Source organism: Modestobacter versicolor (genome assembly GCF_041028285.1).
Classification (GTDB): Bacteria; Actinomycetota; Actinomycetes; order Mycobacteriales; family Geodermatophilaceae; genus Modestobacter; species Modestobacter versicolor_A.
This window is the reverse complement of record NZ_JABGDB010000005.1, coordinates 88,247-108,573: the sequence shown is the minus strand read 5'-3', so window position 1 is coordinate 108,573 and position 20,327 is coordinate 88,247. Positions and strand designations below refer to the sequence as shown.

At 74.8% G+C, this 20,327-nt stretch carries 15 protein-coding genes; 9 read left to right on the top strand and 6 right to left on the bottom strand.

All coding sequences use genetic code 11. The features are described from left to right. Together HL054_RS16650 and HL054_RS16645 are read left to right on the top strand one after the other, a co-directional pair. Positions 1–864: an AraC family transcriptional regulator gene (locus HL054_RS16650; protein WP_369140152.1), complete on the top strand. Its 864-nt coding sequence runs from the start codon at positions 1–3 to the stop codon at positions 862–864. Next, positions 851–1,267 carry a VOC family protein gene (locus tag HL054_RS16645; protein WP_369140151.1) on the top strand — a complete coding sequence of 139 codons (417 nt, stop codon included), beginning with the start codon at positions 851–853 and terminating at the stop codon, positions 1,265–1,267. Before HL054_RS16650 ends, HL054_RS16645 begins: the two co-directional genes overlap by 14 nt. Here HL054_RS16645 and HL054_RS16640 read toward each other — a convergent pair. Continuing rightward, positions 1,260–4,535 (bottom strand): DEAD/DEAH box helicase, encoded by a 3,276-nt coding sequence (locus HL054_RS16640; RefSeq protein ID WP_369140150.1) that lies wholly within the window; start codon positions 4,533–4,535, stop codon positions 1,260–1,262. The genes HL054_RS16645 and HL054_RS16640 overlap by 8 nt on opposite strands. Positions 4,536–4,611: 76 nt before the next feature. Between HL054_RS16640 and pgm the strand changes: the two genes are divergently transcribed. Together pgm and HL054_RS16630 are read left to right on the top strand one after the other, a co-directional pair. Next, positions 4,612–6,246: a phosphoglucomutase (alpha-D-glucose-1,6-bisphosphate-dependent) gene (gene pgm, locus HL054_RS16635; protein WP_369140149.1), complete on the top strand. Its 1,635-nt coding sequence runs from the start codon at positions 4,612–4,614 to the stop codon at positions 6,244–6,246. A 55-nt stretch (positions 6,247–6,301) separates the two neighbouring features. Further along, positions 6,302–6,895, top strand: coding sequence for a hypothetical protein (locus HL054_RS16630; protein WP_369140148.1), 594 nt, complete (start codon positions 6,302–6,304; stop codon positions 6,893–6,895). Between the two features lie 69 nt (positions 6,896–6,964). On the opposite strand, the gene glpK (HL054_RS16625) is transcribed toward HL054_RS16630, so the two are convergent. The 4 genes from glpK (HL054_RS16625) to HL054_RS16610 all read right to left on the bottom strand — a co-directional run bounded on the left by glpK (HL054_RS16625) (position 6,965) and on the right by HL054_RS16610 (position 11,584). Further along, positions 6,965–8,482, bottom strand: coding sequence for a glycerol kinase GlpK (gene glpK, locus HL054_RS16625; RefSeq protein WP_369140147.1), 1,518 nt, complete (start codon positions 8,480–8,482; stop codon positions 6,965–6,967). A 25-nt stretch (positions 8,483–8,507) separates the two neighbouring features. Beyond that, on the bottom strand, positions 8,508–9,245 hold the full coding sequence (locus HL054_RS16620; RefSeq protein WP_369140146.1) for an MIP/aquaporin family protein: 738 nt from the start codon (positions 9,243–9,245) through the stop codon (positions 8,508–8,510). A 109-nt stretch (positions 9,246–9,354) separates the two neighbouring features. After that, complete coding sequence (glpK, locus tag HL054_RS16615) at positions 9,355–10,863, bottom strand: glycerol kinase GlpK (protein ID WP_369140145.1); 1,509 nt, start codon at positions 10,861–10,863, stop codon at positions 9,355–9,357. Then, complete coding sequence (locus HL054_RS16610; protein ID WP_369140144.1) at positions 10,856–11,584, bottom strand: IclR family transcriptional regulator; 729 nt, start codon at positions 11,582–11,584, stop codon at positions 10,856–10,858. The genes glpK (HL054_RS16615) and HL054_RS16610 overlap by 8 nt, the downstream gene beginning before the upstream one ends. A gap of 153 nt (positions 11,585–11,737) precedes the next feature. Here HL054_RS16610 and HL054_RS16605 point away from each other — a divergent pair, with 153 nt between their 5' ends. The 5 genes from HL054_RS16605 (at position 11,738) to HL054_RS16585 (ending at position 17,957) form a co-directional block, all read left to right on the top strand. Then, complete coding sequence (locus tag HL054_RS16605; RefSeq protein ID WP_369140143.1) at positions 11,738–13,465, top strand: glycerol-3-phosphate dehydrogenase/oxidase; 1,728 nt, start codon at positions 11,738–11,740, stop codon at positions 13,463–13,465. Positions 13,466–13,621: 156 nt separating this feature from the next. Beyond that, positions 13,622–14,242 carry a TetR/AcrR family transcriptional regulator gene (locus HL054_RS16600; protein ID WP_369140348.1) on the top strand — a complete coding sequence of 207 codons (621 nt, stop codon included), beginning with the start codon at positions 13,622–13,624 and terminating at the stop codon, positions 14,240–14,242. Next, a complete protein-coding gene (locus tag HL054_RS16595) occupies positions 14,242–16,452 on the top strand; it encodes an MMPL family transporter (RefSeq protein WP_369140141.1) in 2,211 nt (736 codons plus the stop codon). The genes HL054_RS16600 and HL054_RS16595 overlap by 1 nt, the downstream gene beginning before the upstream one ends. A 39-nt stretch (positions 16,453–16,491) precedes the next feature. Beyond that, the gene (locus tag HL054_RS16590) at positions 16,492–17,436 is read left to right on the top strand and encodes a hydroxymethylglutaryl-CoA lyase (protein ID WP_369140140.1); all 945 of its coding nucleotides are present in this window, start codon (positions 16,492–16,494) and stop codon (positions 17,434–17,436) included. Beyond that, positions 17,433–17,957 carry a flavin reductase family protein gene (locus HL054_RS16585; RefSeq protein WP_369140138.1) on the top strand — a complete coding sequence of 175 codons (525 nt, stop codon included), beginning with the start codon at positions 17,433–17,435 and terminating at the stop codon, positions 17,955–17,957. The genes HL054_RS16590 and HL054_RS16585 overlap by 4 nt, the downstream gene beginning before the upstream one ends. Here the strand turns inward: HL054_RS16585 and HL054_RS16580 are convergent. Next, entirely contained in the window at positions 17,954–20,206 is a 2,253-nt protein-coding gene (locus HL054_RS16580; RefSeq protein ID WP_369140137.1) for a PP2C family protein-serine/threonine phosphatase, read from the bottom strand. The two genes, HL054_RS16585 and HL054_RS16580, sit on opposite strands and share 4 nt — an antisense overlap. Positions 20,207–20,327 lie beyond the last annotated feature (121 nt).

Here is a 20,327-nt window from a genome sequence, read left to right as displayed (position 1 = left end):
GTGACGCAGGAGTGGGTCGTGCACCGGGTGCACCCCGCCCTGCGCCGCTGCGTGGCCGGCGCCGTCGGCTACCGGCAGGAGGGGCTCGCGCCCGGCGTCCACCGGGGGCTGCCCTCGCCGCACCTGACGTTCGTGGTGACCCTGGACGAGCCGCTGGTGATGGCCGCCCACCCCGACCCGCGGCAGGCGCCCGGCTGCTTCGACGGGCTGGTCGGCGGGCTGCACACCCGGCCCGCGCTCATCGCGCACCCCGGCCGGCAGGTCGGCCTGCAGCTCTCCCTGACCCCGCTGGGCGCGCGGGCGCTGCTCGGCGTGCCCGCCGGGGCGCTCGCGTCCCTCGACGTGGAGCTCCCCGACGTGCTCGGACCGGTCGGCGGTGAGCTGGTCGACCGGGTCCGGGCGGCTCCCGACTGGGCCGGCCGGTTCGCCGCCGTCGAGCAGGTGCTGCTCCGGCACGCCCGCCCGGACGCCGGCCCGCCGCCGGAGGTGGTCGAGGCGTGGCGGCTGACGACGGCCGGTGGCGGCCGGCTGCGGGTGCGGGAGCTGGCCGACCGGGTCGGCTGGTCCGACCGGCACCTGGGCGAGCGGTTCCGTGCCGAGACCGGGCTGACCCCCAAGGAGGCGGCCCGGGTGGTGCGCTTCGACCGCGCCCGCCGGGCACTCGCGGCCCGGGCGGCCGGCGGTGGCCCGCTCGACCTGGCCGGGCTCGCCGCCACCGCCGGGTTCGCCGACCAGGCGCACCTGACCCGCGAGTGGCGGGCCTTCAGCGGTCTGCCGCCGACCGGCTGGCTGGCCGCCGAGCTCGGATTCGTCCAAGACGGGACGGCGGCCGGCGCGGCAGGCTCCGCCCATGACCACTCCTGAGGCACCCCCGCCGACCGTCTGGCCCGCCTTCCGCGCCCGGGACGCCCGGGCGCTGATCCGCTTCCTCGTCGACGCGTTCGGCTTCGAGGAGACCGCCGTGTACGCCGACGGCGACCTCGTGGCGCACGCCGAGCTGTCCTGGCCGCTGGGCGGCGGGGTGATGCTCGGCTCGGTGCGGGACGACGGCGCCGAGGGCTGGCACGTCGCACCCGGCAGCACCGGCTGCTACGTCGTCACCGACGAGCCGGACGCGCTCTTCGAGCGGGCCGTCGCGGCCGGCGCGGAGGTGCTCCGGCCGCTGGAGGACACCGACCACGGCTCCCGCGAGTTCGCCGTCCGCGACCCGGAGGGCAACCTGTGGAGCTTCGGCACCTACCGCGGCGAGCCCCGCCGGGTCAGCTGAACAGGCCGCGGACATCGTCGGCGGTGAGCGCGCCCGAGGCGAGTGCGCCGTCGTCGACGACCTGCGCGAACAGCGCCTGCTTGCGGGCCTTGAGCTCCATCACCTTCTCCTCGATGGTGCCCACCGCCACCAGCCGGTAGACCATCACGGTCTTGTCCTGGCCGATCCGGTGCGCCCGGTCGACCGCCTGCGCCTCGCTCGCCGGGTTCCACCACGGGTCGAGCACGAACACGTAGTCGGCCTCGGTGAGCGTCAGCCCGAAGCCGCCGGCCTTGAGGCTGATCAGGAACGCCGGTGCGGTGCCGGTGCGGAACTCCTGGATCGGGGCGTCCCGGTCCCGGGTCTGCCCGTCCAGGTACACCCAGCCGATGCCCTCGTCGTCCAGCCGGTCGCGGATGCTGCGCAGGAACCGGGTGAACTGGCTGAACACCAGCACCCGGTGACCCTCGGCGACCACCTCGCGCAGGTGCTCGAGGAAGGCGTCGGCCTTGCTGGAGCGGACGTCGGCGTACTCCGGGTCGACCAGCGCCGGGTCCAGGCTGAGCTGCCGGAGCAGGGTGAGCGACCGGAAGATCGTCATCCGGTTCTTCGACATGTCGTCGACCAGGCCGAGGACCTTGCTCCGCTCCCGCTGCAGGTGGGTCAGGTAGAGCTTCTCGTGCCGGGGGTTGAGCACCACCTCGAGCACCTGCTCCTGCTTGGGCGGCAGCTCGGCGGCCACCAGCTCCTTGGTCCGGCGGCGCATCAGCGGCCGGATCCGCCGGCGCAGCAGGGCCAGCTTCTCGGCGTCGCCGTCCCGCTCGATCGGGACGCGGTAGGCCTCGGTGAACCGCTCCGGGTCGGGGAACAGCCCCGGGGCGACGATCGACATCAGCGCCCACAGGTCCATCACGCTGTTCTCCAGCGGGGTGCCGGTCAGCGCCAGCTTGAACGGCGCGTCCAGCTGGCGGGCGCACTGGTAGGTGCGCGCCTGGTGGTTCTTCACGAACTGCGCCTCGTCGAGCACCAGGCCGCGCCACGGCAGCCCGGTCCAGGCATCGGAGTCGATCCGGAAGACCGCGTAGGACGTGACGACGACGTGCGCGCCGGCCACCGCGCGGGCCAGCGCCGACCCTCGCCGCCGCTCGGTCTCCCCCACGGTGACCACCCGCAGGCCGGGCGCGAACCGGGCCGCCTCGCGGGACCAGGTGGACACCACGCTCGTCGGCGCGACGACCAGCACCGGGGCGTCGTCCAGCTCGCCGGCCTCGTGCGCCCGGCACAGCAGCGCCAGGGTCTGCAGCGTCTTGCCCAGCCCCATGTCGTCGGCGAGCACCCCGCCGAGCCGGTGGTCCCAGAGGAACGCCAGCCAGCCGTAGCCCTCGCGCTGGTAGGGCCGCAGCTCCGCGGCCAGCCCGGCCGGCACCGGCGGCGGCTCCGCGTGCTCGGCGTCGATCAGGCCGCGGACCTCCCGGGTCCAGCGCTCGCTCTGCTGCTCGACCACGCCGAGTCCGAGCAGCTGCTCCCACAGCCCGGCCTGGAACCGGCTGACCTGGACGCCGTCGCCGGGGACGTCGCGCAGCTCGCGGGCCTCCTCGATCAGCAGCCGCAGCTGCTCGAACTCCGGGCGCTGCAGCGAGAACCAGGTGCCCGACAGCAGCACCAGCCGGGTGCGGCCGGCGGCCAGCGCCTGGAAGAGGGTGCTGAACGGGACGTGCTGGCCGTCCATGGTCACCGTGACGCCGAGGTCGAACCAGTCGGACTCGCGGGTGTCCCGGGCGGCGAAGGAGATCTGCGGCGCCGACGTGGTGTGCCGGTAGGCGGTCGGCGTGCCCACCACGGTGACCTCGACGGCGGGGTCTGCGCGCAGCGCGGGGAGCACCTCGGTGGTGAACTCCAGCGCCTCGGTGCCGGCCAGCTCGACCCACCCGGCCAGCCGGCGCTCCTCCGTCCAGAGCTCGGGCAGGCCGCCCACCGGGCCGGGCAGCGCCGCCACCAGGGCCTGCTCGGCGGGCAGGTCCCGGCCCAGCCCGGGCTGGGTGTCGAGCGGGAAGGACCGGTCCGGTCCGTAGCGCACCGACCAGGAGACGGTGACCGTGGCGTCGCCCGGGTACCCGACCTCGGCGGCCAGCCGCGGCGCCACGACCTCGGGCAGGTCCATCGACCCGTCGGCGGAGATCACCGGCACCGCCTGCCGCAGCCCCGGGTACCAGTCGCGCAGGAACCGGTCGACGTCCCCGGCCGGGATGGCGATCGGCTCGCCGCGGGCGACCAGCCCGGCCAGCGCCGGCGGCGCCGGCACGTCCAGCTTGGCCAGCACCAGCCCGGGCGCGCCCTCGGGCGCCACGTCGGCGGGCAGCCCGTCGACGGTCACCCCGTGCGGCGGGACGCCGAGGAAGGACAGCCGGCCGGGGTCGACCGCCCGCCCGTCGAGCCGCAGGACCGCGTGCAGCGCGGTGGAGGCGCCGTCCCGGCGCAGGTCGACGGCGACGTCGGCGTCCGCGGGGGCCAGCAGCACCGGCCGGGGCGGGCGGTCGGCGGTCAGCAGCGGGACGCCGTCGGCGACCGCCTCGGCGAGCAGCCGCCACAGGCCCGGACCGAACTCGTGCAGGTACACGTCGACCGGGGCGTAGGAGTAGTACTGGTTGCGGGCCGCCTGGTGGGTGGCGTGCAGCGCGCGCATGGACGCCAGGTGCGCCGGGTCCCAGCCCGCCCGGGTGCTGTCGTACTGCAGCTGCCGCCACGACACCCCGGTGCGCACCCACCGGCCGTTGCGGCCCGGCACGACCGGCCGCAGCCGGACCAGCCGCTGCCGGGTGCCCGGCGCGCCGATCGAGGCGCGCCCCCGGCCGGGGTCCGGCTCGACCACCTCGAACTGCAGCCCGATCGGCACCACGCTGCGCGGCGTGCGGTCGGCCGCCGCGGTGACCAGCTCCTCGAGCTGCTCCTCCCACCCGGAGGCGGCCCCGCGCCGGGTGCCGCCGGGTGCGGTCTCGATGCTCGGCCGCAGCGACAGCAGGACGGCGACCGCGTGCTTGCAGTCGTCGCCGACCGGGCAGGTGCACGCGCCGGCCCAGCCGACCCGGCCGCCGTCGGTGCGCACCACCGTCGTCCGGTACGGCGCGGACCCGGCGCCCTGGACCAGGCCGGTGAGCCGTCGGCCGTCGTCGGCCAGCCGGACGTCGAGGACGCTGCGGGCGACGTAGGGCCGGGCCCGGTCGAGCACCTCCGCGCCCACCGCGTCGGTCAACGCCGCGTCGGTGACCATCTCCCGCCAGTCGCCGAGCACCGGCCCAGGCTACGGGCGGCCCCCGACAGGGTGGGTCCGGTCGCGGGAGCAGGGTGTCGAGGGTCAAGATCGACCCATGAGCTCCGATCGCGCCGGGCAGACCGCCCAGCCCAGCGACCTGGTCGACGTCCCGCACCTGGTGACCGCCTACTACACGGTGCAGCCGGACCCGGCCGACGTCGCCCAGCAGGTCGTCTTCGGCACCTCGGGCCACCGCGGCTCGTCTCTGGACGGCGCGTTCAACGAGCCGCACATCCTGGCCACCACGCAGGCCATCTGCGAGTACCGGGCGGGCCAGGGGTACGACGGTCCGCTGTTCGTCGGCCGGGACACCCACGGGCTGAGCGAGCCGGCCTGGGCCAGTGCGCTGGAGGTGCTGGCCGCCAACGACGTCACCGTGCTGGTCGACTCCCGCGACGGGTACACCCCGACCCCGGCGGTCAGCCACGCCGTCCTGGCCGCCAACCGGGGCAAGACCAGCGGGCTGGCCGACGGCATCGTCGTCACCCCGTCGCACAACCCGCCCCGGGACGGCGGCTTCAAGTACAACCCGCCGTCGGGCGGCCCGGCCGACACCGACGCCACCGGCTGGATCGCCCGGCGCGCCAACGAGCTGCTGGCCGCCGGCCTGGACGGCGTCCGGCGGGTGCCGTTCGCCCGGGCCCGCGCGGCGGCGCAGGCCTACGACTTCCTCGGCAGCTACGTCGACGACCTGCCCAGCGTGCTGGACCTCGACGCGGTGAAGAGCGCCGGCGTGCGCATCGGCGCCGACCCGCTGGGCGGGGCCAGCGTGGCCTACTGGGGCGAGATCGCCGACCGGCACGGGCTGGACCTCACCGTGGTCAACCCGCTGGTCGACCCCACCTGGCGGTTCATGACGCTGGACTGGGACGGCAAGATCCGGATGGACTGCTCCTCGCCGTCCGCGATGGCCTCGCTGATCGGTCGCAAGGACGAGTTCGCCATCGCCACCGGCAACGACGCCGACGCCGACCGGCACGGCATCGTCACCCCCGACGGCGGGCTGATGAACCCCAACCACTTCCTGGCCGTGGCCATCTCCTACCTGTTCTCCCACCGCGACGGGTGGGGCGACGGCACCGCGGTGGGCAAGACGCTGGTGTCCTCGAGCCTCATCGACCGGGTGGTGGCCGACCTGGGCCGGACGCTGGTCGAGGTGCCGGTCGGCTTCAAGTGGTTCGTGCCCGGCCTGCTCGACGGCTCGGTCGGCTTCGGCGGCGAGGAGTCGGCCGGGGCGTCGTTCCTGCGCCGCGACGGCGGGGTGTGGACCACGGACAAGGACGGCATCCTGCTCGCCCTGCTGGCCAGTGAGATCCAGGCGGTGACCGGGTCCTCGCCGTCCCAGCTGCACGCGTCGCTGACCGAGCGCTTCGGGTCCTCGGCCTACGCCCGGATCGACGCCGCCGCCACCCGCGAGGAGAAGGCGCGGCTGGGCGGGCTGTCCCCCGAGGCCGTCACCGCCACCGAGCTCGCCGGGGAGCCGATCACCGCCAAGCTGACCCGGGCGCCCGGCAACGACGCCCCGATCGGCGGGCTGAAGGTGACCACCGAGAACGCCTGGTTCGCCGCCCGCCCCTCCGGCACCGAGGACGTCTACAAGGTCTACGCGGAGTCCTTCCTCGGCGCGGACCACCTGGCCCGGGTGCAGGACGAGGCGAAGGCCGTGGTGAGCGCCGCCCTGCAGGGGTGAGGGACGGCGGCCTGTCGGCTCCCGGCGCGGGCACCCGGTTGGCAGACTGCGCGCCGTGACCGCAGGCGGGCAGTGGCAGCAGGGGCAACCGCAGGACTGGGGGCAGCAGCCGTACGGGCCGCCGCCGTACGGCCAGCCCCCGTACGGCCAGCCCCCGTACGGCTACGGGCAGCCGGGGTACGGGCAGCCGGGGTACGGGCAGCCCGGTCCGGTGTCCGGCTGGGGCCCGCAGCCGCCGGTCTGGGGGCCGGGGCCGCGGCGGCCCGGGCTGGCCACCGCCTCGGCGGTGCTCGGGGTGGTCACCGGCACGCTCACCCTGATCGGCGGGCTGGTCTTCCTCGTCGCCGGCCTCACCGGGGACGGCGACCTGGCCACCTGGCTGCTGGCGCTCGGCGTCCCGCTCGGGGTGGTCCTGCTTGTCGGCGGGATCGGGCTGTTCTCCGGCCGGCAGCACCCGCTGGTGCTGTGGACCGCGGTGGCCGCCGCCGTCCTGCTCGTCGTGGCCCTGGTCGGCGGGGCGGTGCAGCTGCACGACGACGAGGACGCCGTCGACGCGCTGCTCGGCTTCACCGTGTTCGCGCTGCCGCTGCCCGTGGTCACCGCGGCGCTGAGCGCCCAGCGCGTGGTCCGCGACTGGGCCTCCCGTTGATCATCGGCGTGTGGTCGCAGCCGCCGGCGTGGCGGGCGGCCACACGCCGATGATCACCTCGGGGACGGGTCAGCTGACGTCGTCGTCCACCCAGTCCAGCGACTTGGTGACGGCCTTCTGCCACTGCCGGTAGAGGCGCTCGCGCTCGTCGGCGGCCATGGTCGGCTCCCAGCGCTTGTCCTCGGCCCACTTGGCGGTCAGCTCGTCCAGGTCCGACCAGAACCCGACGGCCAGGCCGGCCGCGTAGGCCGCCCCGAGCGCCGTCGTCTCGGCGATCTGCGGCCGGATCACCGGGACGTCGAGGATGTCGGCCTGGAACTGCATGAGCAGCTCGTTGCCGACCATCCCGCCGTCGACCCGCAGCTCGGTCAGGTCGACCCCGGAGTCGGCGTTCATCGCGTCGAGCACCTCGCGGGTCTGGTAGGCCGTCGCCTCCAGCACGGCCCGGGCGAGGTGGCCCTTGTTGACGAACCGGGTGAGCCCGACGACCGCACCGCGGGCGTCCGCGCGCCAGTGCGGCGCGAAGAGCCCGGAGAACGCCGGCACGAAGTACGAGCCGCCGTTGTCGTCGACCGAGCGGGCCAGGTCCTCGATCTCCGGCGCGTTCTTGATCATGCCGAGGTTGTCCCGCACCCACTGCACCAGGGACCCGGTGACCGCGATCGAGCCCTCCAGGGCGTACACCGGCTTGGCGTCGCCCAGCTGGTAGCACAGCGTGGTGAGCAGGCCGTTCTTCGACGGGACGGCCTCCTCGCCGGTGTTGAGCAGCATGAAGTTGCCGGTGCCGTAGGTGTTCTTGGCCATGCCCTTGGTGAAGCAGACCTGGCCGAAGGTCGCCGCCTGCTGGTCGCCCAGCGAACCGGCGATCGGCACCCCGGCGAGGAACCCGGACTTGCGCCCGACGCCGTACTCCTCGGAGTTGGAGCGGATCTCCGGCAGCATCGACAGCGGGATCTGCATCTCCTCGGCGATGCTCTCGTCCCAGGCGAGCTTCCGGTAGTCCATCAGCATCGTCCGGGAGGCGTTGGAGACGTCGGTGAGGTGCTTGCCGCCGTCCGTGCCGCCGGTCATGTTCCAGATCAGCCAGGAGTCGATGGTGCCCATCACCAGGTCACCGGCCTCGGCCTTCGCCCGGGCACCGTCGACGTTGTCCAGGATCCAGCGGACCTTGGGGCCGGCGAAGTAGGTGGCCAGCGGCAGGCCGACCCGGTCCTTGTACCGGTCGGCGCCCCCGCCGAGGGCGCCCAGCTCCTCGCAGATCTTCCCGGTGCGGGTGTCCTGCCAGACGATCGCGTTGTAGACCGGCTCGCCGGTGGTCCGGTCCCAGACCACCGTCGTCTCGCGCTGGTTGGTGATGCCGACGGCGACGATGTCGGAGTTGCTGGCGTTCCCGCGGGCCAGCGCCTGGCCGACCACCTCGCGGGTGTTGGTCCAGATCTCCATCGGGTCGTGCTCGACCCAGCCGGCGCGCGGGAAGACCTGCTCGTGCTCCTTCTGGCCGACCGAGACCACGGCCCCGTCGTGGTCGAAGAGCATGCAGCGGGTGCTCGTGGTGCCCTGGTCGATGGCGGCGACGTACTTCGACATGGTGGTTCCTTCCGGGTCGTGGCGGTCAGAGGGAGACGTGGGAGAACGCGCCGGCGAGGACGGCGCCGATGATCGGGCCGACGATCGGGACCCAGGCGTAGCCCCAGTTGCTGTCGCCCTTGCCGCGGATCGGCAGGACGGCGTGGGCCAGGCGCGGGCCGAGGTCGCGGGCCGGGTTGATCGCGTAGCCGGTCGGGCCACCGAGGGAGGCGCCGATGCCGACGACCAGCAGGGCCACGGCCAGCGGGCCGATCTCGCTGGGCGTGTCACCGAACCGCAGGATGATGTAGACCAGCACGAACGTGCCGATCGCCTCGGTGACCAGGTTGTCGGCGGTGCTCTTGATGGCCGGGCCGGTGGAGAAGGTGCCCAGCTGGGTGCCGGCCGCCTCCGGGTCGTTGTAGTGCGCGCGGTAGGCGGCCCAGGCCAGCACGGCGCCGAGGAAGGCGCCGGTCAGCTCGCCGGCGAAGTAGACCAGCGTGCTGCCCAGCGTCACGTCGACGCCGGGTGCGTACTCGTCGGCCCCGCTGACCAGCAGCCCGACGGTGACCGCCGGGTTCAGGTGCGCGCCCGACGACGCCGCGGCGTAGACGCCGGCGAAGACCGCCAGCCCCCAGCCGAAGATGATCACGATCCAGCCGCCGCCGTTGCCGTAGCTCCGGGGCAGGTTCATGTTCGCGACGACGCCGACACCCAGCAGGATCAGGATGCCGGTACCCGTCACCTCGCTGAAGAAGACGGTCCAGAGACTCGTGGTGTCCACGTTGTGGTGCTCCTCCGGGAGAGGGGCCCGCTGCTCTGCGGGCCGTTCCAGCGGACCGTAGGGACCCCTGTGTGACGCGGACAACATGCCGGGTGCGACATGGTCGTACTCAGTCCCGCGGAGCGCCCCAGGCGATGCTCAGCTCGACCGCGCGCTCCCACTGCGGGTACTCCCTGGTGAGCGCCTGCGCACGGGCCGGGGTCGGCGTCCACTGGGCCGCCCGGTGCCAGTTGCGCCGCAGCGCCTCGATGTCGCTCCACACGCCGACCGCCAGCCCCGCGGCGTAGGCGGCCCCCAGCGACACGGTCTCCCCCACCATCGGGCGGACCACCGGGGTGTCCAGGGCGTCGGCGATGAACTGCATGAGCAGGTTGTTCGTCGTCATCCCGCCGTCGACCCGCAGCGCGGGCAGCGACAGCCCGGAGTCCGCGGCCATCGCCTGCACGACGTCCCGGGTCTGCCAGCCGGTGGCCTCCAGCACCGCGCGGGCCAGGTGGCCCTTGGTGACGTAGGAGGTCAGGCCGGCGACCAGCCCGCGCGCCTCGCCACGCCAGTGCGGGGCGAGCAGGCCGGAGAACGCCGGGACGACGTAGCAGCCGCCGTTGTCGGAGACCGTGCGGGCCAGGGTCTCGACCTCGGCGGCCGAGCCGATCAGCCCGAGCCCGTCGCGCAGCCACTGCACCAGCGCCCCGGCGACGGCGACCGACCCCTCCAGCGCGTAGTGCACCGGCTCGCCGGCGAGCTGGTAGGCCACCGTGCTGATCGAGCCGGAGCGGGTGCGCACCAGCTCCTCGCCGGTGTTCTGCAGCAGGAAGCTGCCGGTGCCGTAGGTGCACTTGGCCTCACCGGGGGCGAAGCAGGCCTGGCCGAACAGCGCCGCCTGCTGGTCGCCGAGCGCGCCGGTGATCGGGATGGCGGGCGACAGCGCGGTCGCCGTCCCCAGCACGCCCACCGAGGGCTTGATCTCCGGCAGCATCGCCGCCGGGATGCCGAAGAACGCGAGCAGGTCGGGGTCCCACCGGCAGGTGCGCACGTCCATCAGCAGGGTGCGGCTGGCGTTGGTGACGTCGGTGACGTGCACGCCGCCGTCGGGGCCGCCGGTGAGGTTCCAGATCAGCCAGGTCTCCATGGTGCCGAACAGCAGCTCGCCGCGTTCGGCGCGCTCCCGCGCGTGCGGCACCGAGTCGAGGATCCAGCGCAGCCGCGGCCCCGAGAAGTAGCCGGCGATCGCCATCCCGCTGCGCTCGGCGACCAGCCCGGCGTCGGGACGGGCGGCCAGCCTGGTGACGAGGTCGGCGGTGCGGGTGTCCTGCCACACCAGCGCGCGCAGCACCGGGCGGCCGGTGGCCCGGTCCCAGACCACGGTGGTCTCCCGCTGGTTGGCGATGCCCAGGGCCACCACGTCGCCGGCCGACCCGATGTCACCGAGCACCTGCGCCGCGGTCCGCTGGGTGTTCGCCCAGATCTCCATCGGGTCGTGCTCGACCCAGCCCGGGCGCGGGAAGAACTGGCGGTGCTCGCGCTGCCGGACGGCGACCATCCGGCCACCGCGGTCGAAGACCAGCGAGCGGGTCGACGTCGTCCCCTGGTCGACGGCGAGCACGTAGCGGTCAGCCACCGCCGTGACCCAGCTCCCGGGACACCGACTGGGCGGCGTCGGTGACCATCGCCAGCACCGGGCTGCGCGGCACCCCGCGGGCGTCGAGCAGCGTGACCACCGGACCGCTGACCCCCAGCGCGGCGACCACCAGCCCGCCGGCGGCCCGCACCGGTGCCGCCAGCCCCGCCATGCCCGGCTCGACCTCGCCGCGGGCGGCGGCCCAGCCGCGGGCCCGGACCTCGGCCAGCTCGGTGGCCAGCGGCACCGTGCGCGGGCCGGAGCGGTGCCCGGTGTGCGGGTGGCTGTGCGCGAGGAGGACCCGGCCCAGCGCGCTGGTGGCCGGCACCGTCGCCCCGACGTCGAGCACCTGCGCGGAGTCGTCGGGCCGGAACACGTGGTGGACGACGAGGACGTCGTCGCCGGCGAGGGTGGCCAGCCGCACGGCGTGCCCGCTGCGGGCGGCCAGCGAGTCCGCCCAGTTGGAGGCGCGGGCCCGCAGCTCGTTGACGTCGAGGTGCGAGCCGAGCCGGAGCAGCCCCGCGCCGAGGGCGTACCGGCCGGTCTCCCGGTCCTGGTCGACGAAGCCCACGAGCAGCAGGGTGCGCAGCAGGCTGTGGGTGGTGGTCTTGGCCAGCCCGACGGCCTCGGCGATGTCGGTGACCCCGAGCGTCCCGCCGGAGCCGGCGACCACCCGCAGGATCGCCGCCGCCCGCTCGATGGACTGCACGCTGCCCGGCACGGCGCGACCGTAGGCCATCGGGAGGCCCCGCGGACGTCCCCCGGCTGTGCGACATCGTCGGACGGTGCACCTCGTCCGGCGGCCCCACCCGACCTACCGTGGGACCTCAGAGGCCACATCGAGGTGCGCCGGCCTGGCGCGAGGAGTCCACCCATGACCGCAGTACGCCCGCTCGGACCCGTGCAGCGCGCCCAGTCCTGGGCCGACCTGGCAGCCGGTGAGTACGAGGTCCTCGTCGTCGGCGGCGGCGTCACCGGTGCCGGCGTCGCGCTGGACGCCGCGACCCGTGGCCTGAAGACCGCGCTGGTCGAGGCGCGCGACTTCGCCAGCGGCACCTCCTCCCGCTCCTCCAAGCTGTTCCACGGCGGGCTGCGCTACCTCGAGCAGTTCGACTTCGGGCTGGTCCGCGAGGCGCTGCACGAGCGCGACCTGGCGGTCAACCGGATCGCCCCGCACCTGGTCAAGCCGGTGCCCTTCCTCTACCCGCTGACCAAGCACTGGGAGCGGCCCTACGTCACCGCCGGCATCACGCTGTACGACGCACTGGCCCGCTTCGGGGGGCTGGCCGAGCCGCTGCCCGCGCAGAAGCAGCTCACCCGGACCGGTGCCCGCCGGCTGTTCCCGGCGCTCAAGCCGGACTCGCTGGTGGGCGCGATCCGGTACTACGACGCCCAGGCCGACGACGCCCGGCACACCTTGACCGTGGCGCTCACCGCCGCCGCCTACGGCGCGACCGTGCTGAACTCCGCCGAGGTCGTCTCCTTCGACCACGCCGGCGGCCGGGTCGTCGGCGCCCGGGTGCGCGACGTGGAGACCGGGCAGGAGGTCGACGTCCGCAGCGAGGTCGTGGTCAACGCCACCGGCGTCTGGACCGATGACATCCAGACCCTGGTCGGCGGCCGCGGCCGGTTCCACGTGCGGGCCAGCAAGGGCGTGCACATCGTCGTCCCCCGTGACCGGATCAACGGCGAGACGGGGCTGATCCTGCGCACCGAGAAGTCGGTGCTGTTCGTCATCCCGTGGGGCAGCCACTGGATCGTCGGGACGACCGACACGGACTGGGCGCTGGACAAGGCGCACCCGGCGGCGAGCAAGGCCGACATCGACTACATCCTCGACCACGTCAACGAGGTGCTGTCCGTGCCGCTGACCCACGCCGACATCACCGGCGTCTACGCCGGGCTGCGGCCGCTGCTGTCCGGCGAGGAGGAGTCGACCAGCCAGCTGTCCCGCGAGCACGCGGTCGCCCGGCCGATGCCCGGTGTCATCGCCGTCGCCGGCGGCAAGTACACGACCTACCGGCCGATGGCCGCCGACGCGGTGGACGCCGTCGCCGAGGACGTCACCCGCACCGTGCCGCCGAGCGTCACCGAGAACATCCCGCTGATCGGCGCGGAGGGCTACGCCGCGATGGTGAACTCCCTGGACGGCCTCTCCGAGCGCTGGGACATCCCGCGGTTCCGGGCCGAGCACCTGCTCAACCGGTTCGGCTCGCAGACCCCGCAGGTGCTGGCGCTGGCCGCCGACGACCCGGCGCTGCTGCAGCCGGTGCCCGGCGCCGAGGAGTACCTGATGGTCGAGATGGTGTGGTCGGCCGCGAACGAGGGCGCGCTGCACCTGGACGACCTGCTGGCCCGGCGCACCCGGATCTCGATCGAGACCGCGCACCGCGGCGTCGAGTCGGCCGAGGCGGTCGCCCGGGTGGTGGCCCCGGTGCTGGGCTGGGACGCCGAGCGCACCGCGAGCGAGGTCGACAGCTACCGCGCCCGGGTCGAGGCCGAGCGGCGCTCGCAGGAGGCGGCCGACGACCAGGAGGCCGACGCCGCCCGGGTCGCCGCCCCGGACACCCGCGCCGTCGCCGTCGGCCGCGCCCTGCACTGACCTGGGTTGCCTGGCTCTGATCAGGTGACCTGATCAAAGGCCGTCCCCCCGCACGAACGTAGGTGCGGGAGGACGGCCTTTCCTGCGGGAGGACGGCGTTGCGCCTCCGCTGACCTTGCCGATACAGGAACGTATCCAATACAGTCCTGCATCGTGATGACGGTCGATGCCGAGCGCCCCCGCCGGCGCCGCGAGGTGACCGTCGAGCTGCTGCTGGACGCCGCCCTGGAGACCTTCGCCGAGCAGGGCTTCGACGCCGCGAGCGTGGAGGACGTCTGCCGCCGCGGTGGCTTCACCCGCGGCGCCTTCTACTCCAGCTTCCGCAGCAAGGACGAGCTGTTCGACGCGCTGATGAGCCGCGAGGTCGACCGGGAGCTGACCCGGGTCGCCGAGCGGCTGGCCGACCTGCCGGACGACGCCGACCCGCTGCCCGCCGCCGTCGACCGGGTGCTGGACGCCCACCGCTGCGACCGCACCTGGGCGCTGGTGGTCACCGAGTACACCCTGCACGCCGCCCGGCACCCCGAGGCCGCGGAGGTGCTGCACCGGCACGACGAGCTGGTCGCCGACCGCCTCGTCGAGCTGGTCGAGCGGACCGCCGCCGGCGCGGGCCTCACCTTCACCGTCCCGGCCGCCGACCTCGTCGGCGCCGTCACCGCGCTGCTCAACGGGTTCACCGCCATGTCCCTCACCGCGCAGCGCGACCTCCGGCCGCTGTGCCGGACCGCCCTGCTCGCGCTCGTCCGCGGGGCCGTCGCCGGCCAGAAGGAGAACTGATGTCCACCCTGCTCCACCGGATGGGCCGTGCCGCCTACCGCCGTCGCGGCCTGGTGTCGGTGGCCTGGCTGGCGGTGCTGGGCATCGTCGTGGCGCTGTTCCTCACCGTCGGCGGGGAGTTCGACGACGAGTTCACCATCCCGGGCTCGGAGTCCCAGGCGGCCCTGGACCGGCTGGGCGAGGCCTCCCCCGCGGCCGCCGGTGCCGGCGCCGACGTGGTGTTCGTCGCCCCGGAGGGCTCGGCGGTCACCGACCCGCAGTACGCCGCGGCGATCGGCGAGGTCGTCGCCGCGGCCGCCGAGGTCGACCAGGTCGCCGCCGTCCAGGACCCCTTCACCGCCCAGGTGGTCAGCCCCGACCTGCGGGCCGCGCTGGCCACGGTGCAGTACGGCGTGCCCGCCGACCAGCTGGACGGCGACGCGCTGGAGCAGCTGCAGGCGGCCACCGCCGCGGCGACCGACGCCGGGCTGCAGGTGGAGGTGGGCGGCGGTGCGTTCGCCACCGGCGCCGTCACCGTCGGCCCGACCGAGCTCGTCGGCGTCGTCGTCGCCGTGCTGGTCCTGGTGCTCACCTTCGGCTCCCTGCTGGCCGCCGGGATGAACCTGCTGGTGGCGCTGGTCGGCGTGGCCGTGGGCCTGGTCGGGCTGCTCGCGCTGTCCGGGGCCATCACGCTGTCCTCGACCGCCCCCACCCTGGCGCTGATGATCGGCCTGGCGGTGGGCATCGACTACACGCTGTTCATCCTGTCCCGGCACCGCTCCCAGCTGGCCACCGGGATGGACCCGGAGGAGTCCGCCGGCCGGGCCACGGGCACCGCGGGCTCGGCCGTCGTCTTCGCCGGGCTCACCGTGGTCATCGCGCTGGCCGGGCTGTCCGTGGTCGGCATCCCCTTCCTCACCGTGATGGGGCTGGGGGCGGCCGGCACCGTGCTGGTGGCGATGCTCGTCGCGCTCACCCTGGTGCCGGCGCTGATGGGCTTCGCCGGCGCCCGGCTGGCCCCGGCACCGGGGTCGCGCGCCGCCCGGCGGGAGCACGCGCTGGCCGAGCACGCCGGCGCCCCGGCCCGCACCGGCGGCGCCCGGTGGGCCGCGCTGGTCACCCGCCGGCCCGCGGTCACCGTGGCGGTCACGCTGGTGGCGCTGCTGGTGGCGTCGATCCCGGCGCTGCAGCTGCGGCTGGCGCTGCCCGACGCGGGCACCGCCGCGGAGGACAGCACCGAGCGCCGGGCCTACGACGCCGTCGCCGAGTTCTTCGGGCCCGGCGTCAACGGCCCGCTGGTCGTCCTCGTCGACGGGCTGGAGCCGGCCACCGCCGAGCAGGCCGCCGGCGCGGTCGCGCAGGCCATCGGGGGCCTGGACGACGTCGTCTACGCCGCGCCGCAGCTGCTGGCCGACGGCACCTCGGCGATCGTCCAGGTGGTGCCGGAGAGCGGGCCGCAGGACGAGGCGACCAGCACCCTGGTCGGCGACATCCGGGCCCTGGCCCCGGACCTGGCGGAGCAGACCGGCGTCGGCGGGATCGCCGTCACCGGGCAGACGGCGGTCGCCATCGACGTCTCCGACCGGCTCGCCGACGCGCTGCTGCCCTTCGCGCTGGTCGTCGTCGGCCTGGCGCTGGTGCTCCTGCTGCTGGTCTTCCGCTCCGTGCTGGTGCCGGTCAAGGCCGCGCTGGGCTTCCTGCTGTCGGTGGGGGCCAGCTTCGGCGCGGTCGTGGCGGTCTTCCAGTGGGGCTGGCTGATGGACGTCTTCGGCGTCCCGGCCACCGGCCCGGTGATCAGCTTCATGCCGATCCTGCTGATGGCGGTGCTCTTCGGCCTGGCGATGGACTACGAGGTCTTCCTGGTCTCCCGGATGCGCGAGGAGCACGTGCACGGCGGTGCGCCCCGGGCCTCGGTCGTGGCCGGCATGCGGCACGCGTCGCGGGTGGTCGTCGCCGCCGCGCTGATCATGTTCTCGGTTTTCGCCAGCTTCGTGCACATCGAGGACGTCACGGTGAAGGCCATCGCGTTCGGGTTGGCCGTCGGCGTGCTGGTCGACGCCTTCGTCGTCCGGATGACGCTGGTGCCCGCCGTGCTGGCGCTGCTGGGCCGGTCGGCCTGGTGGCTGCCGCGGTGGCTGGACCGGCTGCTGCCCGACCTGGACGTCGAGGGCGCGAAGCTGGGCGCGGCCGCCTCCGCGGAACGGCCCCGTGAGCCGGCCGGCCAGCACTAACCGGCGCGTTCCACGTGGAACCGGGGGCATGATGCGGGCATGAACGAGTTCGATCTGGTGCTCCCGGTGGCGGTGGACGTCCGCGAGGTCGGCATGCGCGACGGGCTGCAGCTGGAGGAGCCGCTGCCGCTCGCCGCCAAGCTCGCGATGCTGGAGGCCCTGGTGGCCACCGGCGTCCAGCGGATCGAGGTCACCTCCTTCGTCTCCCCGAAGGCGGTGCCCGCGCTCGCCGACGCCGACCAGCTCGCCGCGGAGCTGCACCGCTTCGACGGCGTGCACTTCTCCGCCCTGGTGGCCAACCCGCGGGGCGCCGTCCGGGCCGTCGACGCCGGCATCGCCCACCTGGAGTACGTCGTCTCGGCGTCGGACTCGCACAGCCGGGCCAACGCCGGCCGCTCGACGGCGGAGGCGGTGGGTGCGGTCGGGGAGATCGCCGCGCTGGCCCACGGCGCCGGCGGGTCGCTGGAGGTCGTCGTGGCGACGGCGTGGGACTGCCCGTTCGACGGCCGGACCCCGATCGCCCGCACCGTCGACGTCACCCGGGCCGCGGTGACCGCCGGCGCCGACCAGCTCTGCCTGGGCGACACCATCGGCACCACGACGCCGGGGCGGGTGGTTCGGCTGCTGGACGCCGTCCGCCGGGCCACCCCGGGCACCCCGCTCGGCGTGCACTTCCACGACACCCGCGGCACCGGTCAGGCCAACGCGCTCGCCGCGCTGCAGGCCGGGGTCACCCAGCTCGACGCCTCGGTCGGCGGGCTCGGCGGCTGCCCGTTCGCGCCGGGCGCCAGCGGCAACATCGCGACCGAGGAGCTCGTGTACTGGCTCGCCGACAGCGAGGTCGCCACCGGCATCGACCTGGACGCCGTCCTGGCCGCGGCCGCGGTGACCGAGCGGGCGGTGGGCCACGAGCTGCCCAGCTCGCTGCACCGGGCGGGTGGGCGCAACGTGCCGCGGGGAGCCGTGATGGGATCGGTGGTGTGAGCACCGACGCGCCCGACGTCCCCCCGCAGGTCGTCGACCCCCGCGCGATGCGCGACGTCCTCGGCCACTTCGTCTCCGGGGTCACGGTCGTGACCGCGATTGGACCAGACGGACCGGTGGGCTTCACCTGCCAGTCGTTCAGCTCGCTGTCGCTCGACCCGCCGCTGGTCGCCTTCGCCCCGGCCCGGACGTCGACCACCTGGCCGCGGCTGCGGGCGGCCGGGCGGTTCTGCGTCAACGTGCTCGCCGCCGACCAGAGCGGGCTGTCCGGCCAGTTCGCCCGCTCCGGAACCGACAAGTTCGCCGGGGTCGCCTGGACGCCGAGCCCGCACGGCTCACCCGTCCTGGACGGAGTCGTCGCCTGGATCGACAGCGAGCTGTGGGCCGAGTACGACGGCGGCGACCACACGATCGTCGTCGCCCGGGTGCTCGACCTGGGTGCCGACGCCGCGCACGACCCGCTGCTGTTCCACCGCGGCGGCTACGGCCTGCAGGAGCCCCTGCTGGAGCCCGAGCGCTAGTCGAACCGCAGGGCGAGCACCGCGACGTCGTCGCGGCGGTCGGGGTCCGCGCCGACCGCGTGCACGCACAGGTCGGCCGGGGTCGCGTCGACCGGGGCGCCCGCCAGCCGGGCCGCCAGCGAGGCGGTCCCCTGGTCCAGGTCCTCCCCCGGCCGCTCGATCAGCCCGTCGGTGTAGGCGACCAGCGTCGAGCCGGCGGGCAGTTCCACGGTGACCGACGTCCGCCGGTGCTGCGCGTCGACGCCGAGCAGCAGGCCGACGACGTCGTCGAGGAGCTCCACCGAGCCGTCGACCCGGCGCAGCATCAGCGGCGGGTGCCCGGCGTTGGCCAGGGTGAGCCGCCACGGCCCGCCCGCGGTGCCGGGTCGCTCCGCGCGGCCGTAGGCCATGGTGGCCATCGGGGCGACGTGCAGCCCCTGCACCAGCCGGTCGACCCGGCCGAGGACCTCGCCCGGGTCGTTGTCCGGCGCGTCCCAGGCGCAGGCGCGCAGCAGACCGCGCAGGTGCCCCATGGCCGCGGCCGCCGCCACGTCGTGGCCGACCACGTCGCCGATCGCCAGCCCGACGGCGCCGTCGGGCAGGTGCAGCAGGTCGTAGAAGTCGCCGCCGACGTCGGCCGCGGTGGACGCGCTGAGGTAGTGCGCGGCGGCGGTGACGCCCGGGATCACCGGCAGGTCGGGCAGCAGCGAGCGCTGCAGCGTCTCGGCGACGCTGTGCTCCTGCTGGTAGAGCCGCACGTTGTCCATGGCCATCGCCGCCCGGCGGGACAGGTCCCGGGCGAGGTCGACGTCCTCGGTGGTGAACCGCCGGCGCCGGTCGGTCTTCACCAGCGCCATGGCGCCGAGCATCCGGCGTCGGGCGACCAGCGGCACGGTGATCGCCGAGACCCCGCCGAGCGAGCGGAACAGCGCCGAGGTCTCCGGCGTCGGGAAGACCCGGTCGATGGTCTCCGGGGTCAGCTCGGCGAGCAGCACCGGCTCGCTCGTGGTCAGCGACCGGCGGGTGGGCGAGGCCTCGGGCATGTTCGCCGAGTGCAGCGCGGCGAGCTCCGCGAGCTCGTCCTCCCGGCCGTCCCGGTGCCGGTGGGCGGTGTCGCGCACCACGCCGTGCTCGTCGACCAGGGTGAGGAACACCCAGTCGGCCAGCAGCGGCACGCAGAGCGAGGCCAGCCGGTCGAACAGGTCGGACATGTCCAGGGTCGAGCTCAGCGTGCTGGTCGCCTCGGCCATCAGCGCCAGGCGGCTCTGCGCCCGCTCGGCGTCGACCCGGGCGGCGTCGGCGGCGGCGTGGGCCTGCTCGGCGTCCCGGCGGGCGGCCTGCTCGGCGGCGAACGCGGCCCGCCGGTCGTCCTCGACCCGCACCCGCTCGGTGACGTCGGTCTGCACCCCGACGAAGCTGACCAGGTCGCCGGAGCCGTCGAACACCGGGGTGATCGACAGCTGGTTCCAGAAGGCGGTGCCGTCCTTGCGGTAGTTCAGCAGCGTGGTGGTGATCGGCTGCTCCGACTCGAGCGACCGGCGCAGCTCGGCGACGGCCGTGGCGTCGGTCGCCGGCCCCTGCAGGAAGCGGCAGTTGCGGCCGACGCTCTCCTCGTAGGAGAACCCGGTGATCCGGCTGAAGGACGGGTTGACCCAGACCAGCGGGTCGTCCTCCTGGCGCGGGTCGGTGATCGCGAAGGCGATGTCGGTGGCCACGACGGCGCGCTCGCGCAGCGCCTGCAGCTGCGCCTCGGGGTCGTCGGCGCCCGGGCGGTCGTCGAGCTGCAGGAACACCACCAGCGACAGCCGCTCCGAGCCGCCGTCCTGGGAGAGCGGGAAGCCGGTCACCCACAGCACCTGGTCGGCCGCGACGTCGGCACCGGCCGCCCGCACCTCGTCGGAGCTGCGCCGGGGCGACAGCCGGACGGCCTCGCCGGCCACCGGCCGGCCCTCGGCGACGAGGGACAGCGGGCTGGACGTGCTGGCCAGCGGCGCGTTGTTCAGGTCGGTCAGCCCGGCGGCAGCGCCCCAGGTGTCGACCGGCACGGGGAGGCTGACGTTGCCGGCCAGCTCGATGGCGGCCCGGTTGGCGTAGACGACGGAGCCGGCGGCCTCGTCGATGACCAGGACGGCGACCGGGACGTCGCCCAGCACACCGGGCAGCGCGGCCCGGGCGGCGCCCTGGGTGTCGGTGCCGGACACGGCGGCCTCGGCGGCGCCGACGATGTTCGCCTGGCGCTGCACCAACGGGGGCTCGTGGTCGACAGCCACCCGCCCACCGGTCAGGGCGGCGGTCGCCTCGGGCGGGATCGTGCCGGCAACCGGCTCACCTGGGTGTCGCTGGGACGGCACTCCGACGATCTTACCGGCGGGTTCTGTTGCACACCACCGA

Excerpts from the sequence above, each read along its gene's own strand:
- HL054_RS16645 (WP_369140151.1), top strand. The coding sequence starts at position 851 with ATGACCACTCCTGAGGCACCCCCGCCGACCGTCTGGCCCGCCTTCCGC.
- pgm (WP_369140149.1), top strand. The coding sequence starts at position 4,612 with ATGAGCTCCGATCGCGCCGGGCAGACCGCCCAGCCCAGCGACCTGGTC.
- glpK (WP_369140147.1), bottom strand. The coding sequence starts at position 8,482 with ATGTCGAAGTACGTCGCCGCCATCGACCAGGGCACCACGAGCACCCGC.
- HL054_RS16605 (WP_369140143.1), top strand. The coding sequence starts at position 11,738 with ATGACCGCAGTACGCCCGCTCGGACCCGTGCAGCGCGCCCAGTCCTGG.
- HL054_RS16600 (WP_369140348.1), top strand. The coding sequence starts at position 13,622 with ATGACGGTCGATGCCGAGCGCCCCCGCCGGCGCCGCGAGGTGACCGTC.
- HL054_RS16595 (WP_369140141.1), top strand. The coding sequence starts at position 14,242 with ATGTCCACCCTGCTCCACCGGATGGGCCGTGCCGCCTACCGCCGTCGC.
- HL054_RS16590 (WP_369140140.1), top strand. The coding sequence starts at position 16,492 with ATGAACGAGTTCGATCTGGTGCTCCCGGTGGCGGTGGACGTCCGCGAG.